Origin of the sequence: Amycolatopsis sp. NPDC051071, from assembly GCF_040682875.1 — a bacterium.
Classification (GTDB): Bacteria; Actinomycetota; Actinomycetes; order Mycobacteriales; family Pseudonocardiaceae; genus Amycolatopsis.
Genome location: NZ_JBFBBY010000277.1, coordinates 1 through 6,129 on the forward strand (window position 1 = coordinate 1; position 6,129 = coordinate 6,129).

Below are 6,129 nucleotides of genomic sequence, written 5' to 3' on the forward strand. Positions count from 1 at the left end.
GTCCCCATAGGACGAAATTCGTCCTATGGGGACCCCTCATGACATCGGGCGGGCGTCAGGCGGGCATCGGCGACATCCGGCGGGCATCAGGGGCATCGGGCGGCACCGGCGGGCATCGGGCGGCATCGGGGGACCTCCGGCGGGAAAGCGGGCGTCCGTTGCCCCATCCGGCCCTGAACCCGCCCGCAGGTTGCGGTTCGGCTTCTTTCAGATAAATGAAAGCTCCGCCACGCAATGACTTCCCCGCTTCCGGCGACGTGCCATGACACGCCGGAAATGGGGAAGTGTCGATGATCAGAAGCCGGGCAATCACCCGCGCACTCGTCGCGTTGTCGGTTTCAATCCTGCTTTTCCCGGGATGGGTGGGCGCTCCGGAAGCGGCCGGGGCGCCCACTCTGCCGTCCGGGTTCGTCCTGCGGGACCAGCCGAGCGGCCAGCCTGCCTTCGAGCTGACCGATTTCGCTTACCTCCCAGACGGTTCCGTCCTCAGCACCGGCAAGAGCGGCAAGGTCGCGTGGGTGTCCGCCACCGGCCAGGTGAGGACGATCGCGACGCTCCCCGTCCACAACAACGGTGACCTCGGACTGGTCGGCCTCGCCGTCGCACCGGATTTCGCGACGTCACGCCAGATTTATCTCGCGCGGTCGTTCAACACCATCGGCGGCGCGTTCACCATGCGGGTGGCGCGTTGGACGGTAACCGGCACCGACGTCCCGACGGGAATCGCGAACGAACGGGTGCTCGTCGACCTTCCCGGGTTCTACGACGTCCACGGCATCACCGGGCTCATCGCGGCCGACGACGGTACTTTGTGGATCTCCATCGGCGACGCCGCCGACTTCACCAGGATGGATCCCGGCGCGTTGCGCGCACTCGACCTCGATCAGCTCTACGGCAAGATCCTGCACGTCACGCCGGACGGCGCCGGTGTCGCGGGTAATCCGTACTATTCCGCGGCGGCACCGAATGCCAACCGCTCCAAGGTCTTTTCGAGCGGCTACCGCAGCCCCTTCCGGTTCTCCCTCGACCCGCGTCTCGGCCTGCCGGTGGTCGGCGACGTCGGCTGGAACACCTGGGAAGAGGTGGACGTCGTGCGACCGGGCGCGAACCACGCCTGGCCGTGCTGGGAAGGGAACGCCCCGACGCCGGGATACGCCGGCCTCGCCGGCTGTGCCGGTGTCGTCAACACCCCGCCGATCACCGCGTACCACCACGGATCCGGGCCCGACGACGGCAACAGCGTCACCGCCGGGATCGTCTACAGTGGATCGTCCTATCCGGACGAGTACCATGGCGCCTTCTTCTTCGGCGACTACGTCACGCAGAAGATCTGGACGATGACGTACGACAACCAGGGCCGGTTGGTCCAGGCACCGCAACGACCGCCGAAGTTCACCGGCGTCGGCGGTCCGGTCAAGTTCGCGGCCGCGGCCAACGGCGACATCGTGTACGCCGACCTCTACACCGGGAACCTGCGGCGGCTCAGCTATCCGGGCACGAACGCGGAACCGGTCGCGGTGGCGACGTCGAGCACTGAGCCGTCGACGAGGACGGTTTCCTTCGACGGCAACGGTTCCTACGACTTCGACGGCGATCTTCTCACCTACAACTGGGATTTCGGGGACGGTACGAGCCAGACCGGTGCCCAGGTCAGCCACGCCTACGCCGAGGGCGTGGGGAGGGTGACCGCGCGGCTGACCGTCACCGACCGGCTCGGCGCGACCGGCGGCACGGACGTCGTCGTGGTGCCGTCGAACCACTCGCCGGATCTCGGCATGACGGATCTCGGCGCGCGGACCTTCGCGGTCGGGGAACCGGTCGTCGTCGGCGCGACGGCCACCGACACCGAGGACGGCGACTTGCCGGTCACGTGGACCACGCTCATCCGGCACTGCCCGGAGGAAGCGACCTGCCACGCGCATCCCGGCGCGTCGAGCACGGGGCCGTCGTTCTCCTTGCCCTTCACCGATCATCAGGACTCCCGGGTCGAGATCACCGCGACGGTGACCGACAGCGAAGGCGTCCAGGCGACCAAGACCTACGTCGCGCGACCACGCGAACACCGGCTGACACTGGTCGCGAACGTCCCCGCGGCACTCGGCATCCCGGCCGAGGGCGGGGTCGGCACCGCGATGGTGACCGAGGGCGCGACGTTCGACGTCGTGGCGGACGAGGTCGCCGCGGACGGCGTTTCGACGTTCGCGAACTGGTCGGACGGGCGGACTTCGCGCACGATCACGGTCACCGTCCCGGCACAGGATCTGACGCTGACCGCGACCTACCTGACCCCGATCGACCAGCGCTACCAGGCGGAACCCGCGCTGCGGCAACGACTCGGCGTGCCGACCGGCCCCGAGGTCACCGATGGGACCGTGCGTTACCGGCCGTACACGGGCGGCAGGCTTTACTGGAGTGCCGAGACCGGCGTGAAGCAGATCGAGGGCCAGATCCTGGCGAAGTACCTGGCGCTGGGCGGACATCGGAAGTTCGGTCCGCCCGCGACCGACGAGACGACCACATCGGACGGCGTCGGCCGCTACAACCACTTCCCGAACTGGCCGGGCACGCAGCAGTCGTCGATCTACTGGACGCCGTCGACCGGCGCGCATCCGGTATACGGCCGGATCCGGATGAAGTGGGCGGCGCTGGGCTTCGAAGCCGGGCCGCTCGGCTACCCGGCGACGGATGAGCTCCCGACACCCGACGGCATCGGACGGTTCAACCACTTCAGCAAAAACGCGTCGATCTACTACACGGTGCAGACCGACGCCAAGGCGATCTGGGGCCGGATCCGCGCCAGGTGGGAGGCACTCGGCTGGGAGGCAGGGCCGCTCGGCTACCCGACGACGGACGAATCGGCCACTCCGGACGGTGCCGGCCGGTACAACCACTTCACGAAGGCGGGCTCGGTCTACTGGACAATGTCGACGGACGCGCACGCGATCTACGGCGCGATCCGGCAGCGGTGGGCCGCGCTGGGCTGGGAGCGGTCGTATCTGCGCTACCCGGCGACGGACGAGTTCACCATCCAGATCGGACGGCAGAACAGCTTCCAGAGCGGCTACGTCACCTGGAACCGGACCACCGGGCAGGTGATCGACCGACGGTGGTGATCACAGTTCGGTTAAGCCACTCGAAGGAGTGAAATGTCCACCTTGACCCCGTCGATGAGACGTTCGACTGGGGAAAGGGGCCTTCTGCATGCCTTCGAGAATCCGTGCGCTCTGTCACGCCTTCGTGACGTTGCTGATAGTGACCTTGCTGGTGCCGCTGACGTCCACATCGGCGTCCGCGGCACCCGTTCTGCCACCCGGCTTCGTCCTGCGGGATCAGCCGAGCGGACAAGCCGCGTACGACCTGACCGACTTCGTGTACCTGCCGGACGGATCGATCCTGACCACCGGCAAGGGCGGCAAGATCACCTGGCTCTCCACCACCGGGCAGATCGAGGACGTCGCGATGCTGACCGACACTCGCAGCACCGGTGACCTGGGGCTGGTCGGCATCGCGATCGCGCCCGACTTCGCCACCTCGCGCCAGGTCTACACCGCCCGCGCGGTGAACGCCCCTGGCGGCGGATTCACCATGCGCGCCTCGCGCTGGACGGCGACCGGGACCACCCGGCCGACCGGGCTGACCGGCGAGAAGATCCTCGTCGAGGGCCCCGGCAACACCGACATCCACGGCATCACCGGTGTCGCCGCCGCGCCCGACGGCTCGGTGTGGGTCTCGACCGGGGACAGCTCCCGGTTCCAGGGCGCGGCCGACCCGTTCGCGCTGAACGTGTACGACCTCGACAAGATCTACGGCAAGATCTACCACGTCACCGCGGACGGCGCCGGCGTGCCGGACAACCCGTACTACACCGCCGGGAACCCGAACTCCCTGCGCTCGAAGGTGTTCGCGAGCGGTTTCCGCAGCCCGTTCCGGTTCGACCTCGACGCGAGCACCGGCCTGCCGGTGGTCGGCGACGTCGGCTGGGGCACCTGGGAAGAGATCAACTTCGTCCAGAAGGGCGCGAACCACGGCTGGCCGTGCTTCGAAGGCAACCAGCCCAGCGACGGCTTCTCCGCGATGCCCGCGTGTGCTTCGGCCGTGAACACCCCGCCGATGCTGGCGATCCGCCACGGCCAGGGCGTCGACAACGGCAACAGCGTCACCGCCGGGATTGTCTACAATGGAGAGTCGTACCCGGAGGAATACCGGGGTGCGTACTTCTTCGGCGACTACGCCACGCAGAAGCTGTGGACGGCCAAGTACGACACGCAGGGCCGCGTCGTACGCCAGCCGGAGACGCCGCCGAAGTTCACCGGCATCGGCGGTCCGGTCAAGTTCGCGGCAGCGGCCAACGGTGACATCGTGTACGCCGACATCTACACCGGCGTGCTGCGACGGCTCAGTTACACCACCGGGAACAAGGCGCCGGTCGCGGTGGCCACTTCGGAGACGAACCCGGAAACACGGACCGTTTCCTTCGACGGCAACGCTTCCTACGACTTCGACAACGACCCGCTGACCTACGAGTGGGACTTTGGCGACGGCACCACCGGCACCGGGGCGAAGGTCAGTCACGCCTACGGGGCGGGCATCGAGAAGTTCACCGCCAAGCTGACGGTGAAGGACGGCCTTCAGGCGTCCGGGAGTACGGACATCGCCGTGGCGCCCGGAAACCACTCGCCGAAGCTGGTCATGACCGATCCCGGCGACCGTCTGTTCGCGGTCGGCGAAGAGGTCAAGGCCGGTGCGACCATCACCGACACGGAGGACGGCGCCCTGCCGGTCACCTGGACCACGCTGATCCGGCACTGCCCGGAAAACGCGGTCTGCCACGCGCATCCGGACCACGGCGCCACCGGCCCCAAGTTCACCATGCCGTTCACCGACCACACGGACTCCAACCTGGAGTTCACCGCGTCGGCGACCGACAGCGCCGGTGTCACGGTGTCCAAGACCTACATCGCGAAGCCGCGTGAGCACCGCCTCACGCTGGTCGGCAACGTGGCCTCGGCACTCGGCATCACGCCGGAAGGCGGTGCCTCGTCGGCGATGGTGGTCGAAGGCGCGACCGTGGAGATCCAGGCGGCCGAGGTCGCTTCGGACGGTTCGTCGACGTTCACCGGCTGGTCGAACGGGGCGACCGGGCGGCTGACCAACGTCACCATGGGCACCACCGATCTGACACTGACGGCGAACTACATCACGCCGATCGACAAGCGCTACCGCGACGAACCCGCACTGGCGCAACGACTCGGCGCGCCGACCGCACCCGAGGCCGTCGACGGCACTGTCCGCTTCCGCACTTATGAGCGCGGCCGTCTGTACTGGTCGAAGGACACTGGCGTCAAGCAGATCGAGGGCGAGATCCTCAAGAAGTACCTCGCCGCCGGTGGGCACAAGGAGTTCGGCCCGCCCGCGACCGACGAGCTGATCACGCCGGACACCACCGGGCGGTACAACGACTTCCCGATGTGGCCCGGCAAGATGCAGTCGTCGATCTACTACACGGTGAACACCGGCGCGCATCCGGTGTTCGGCCGGATCCGGGTGAAGTGGATGGCGCTGGGCGCGGAGGCCGGTGAACTCGGCTACCCGGCGACGGACGAACTCGGGACGCCGGACGGGATCGGCCGGTTCAACCACTTCAGCAAGAACGCGTCGATCTACTACACGGTGCAGACCGACGCGAGGGCGATCTGGGGCCGGATCCGCGCGAAGTGGGAAGAGCTCGGCTGGGAAGCGGGCCCGCTGGGGTACCCATCGACCGACGAACTCGGGACGCCGGACGGGATCGGCCGGTTCAACCACTTCACCAAGGCCGGGTCGGTCTACTGGACGATGCAGACCGACGCGCACGCGATCTACGGCGCCATCCGGCAGCGCTGGGAGGCGCTCGGCTGGGAGACCTCGTACCTGAGGTACCCGACGTCCGACGAGTTCGGCGTCACCGGCGGGCGGCAGAACAACTTCCAGGGCGGCTACGTGTTCTGGAACGCCTCTACCCGCGTGGTGACCGACCGCCGCTGGTAGCGACCTGAGTACATGAAGGCCTCCTTCCTTGCGCTAGGCGCAGGGCCCCGGCAAAGTCGGTTGTGGCTGGTTGGTGGTCAGAGTCCGAGTAGTTGTAGTGGT

At 67.8% G+C, this 6,129-nt stretch carries 2 protein-coding genes; both read left to right on the top strand.

The features are described 5' to 3' along the window. Positions 1-290: 290 nt before the first annotated feature. The gene (locus AB0M65_RS39820) at positions 291-3,113 is read left to right on the top strand and encodes a PQQ-dependent sugar dehydrogenase (RefSeq protein ID WP_364040483.1); all 2,823 of its coding nucleotides are present in this window, start codon (positions 291-293) and stop codon (positions 3,111-3,113) included. 88 nt (positions 3,114-3,201) lie between these two features. After that, on the top strand, positions 3,202-6,027 hold the full coding sequence (locus tag AB0M65_RS39825; RefSeq protein ID WP_364040486.1) for a PQQ-dependent sugar dehydrogenase: 2,826 nt from the start codon (positions 3,202-3,204) through the stop codon (positions 6,025-6,027). The last annotated feature ends 102 nt before the right edge of the window (positions 6,028-6,129 follow it).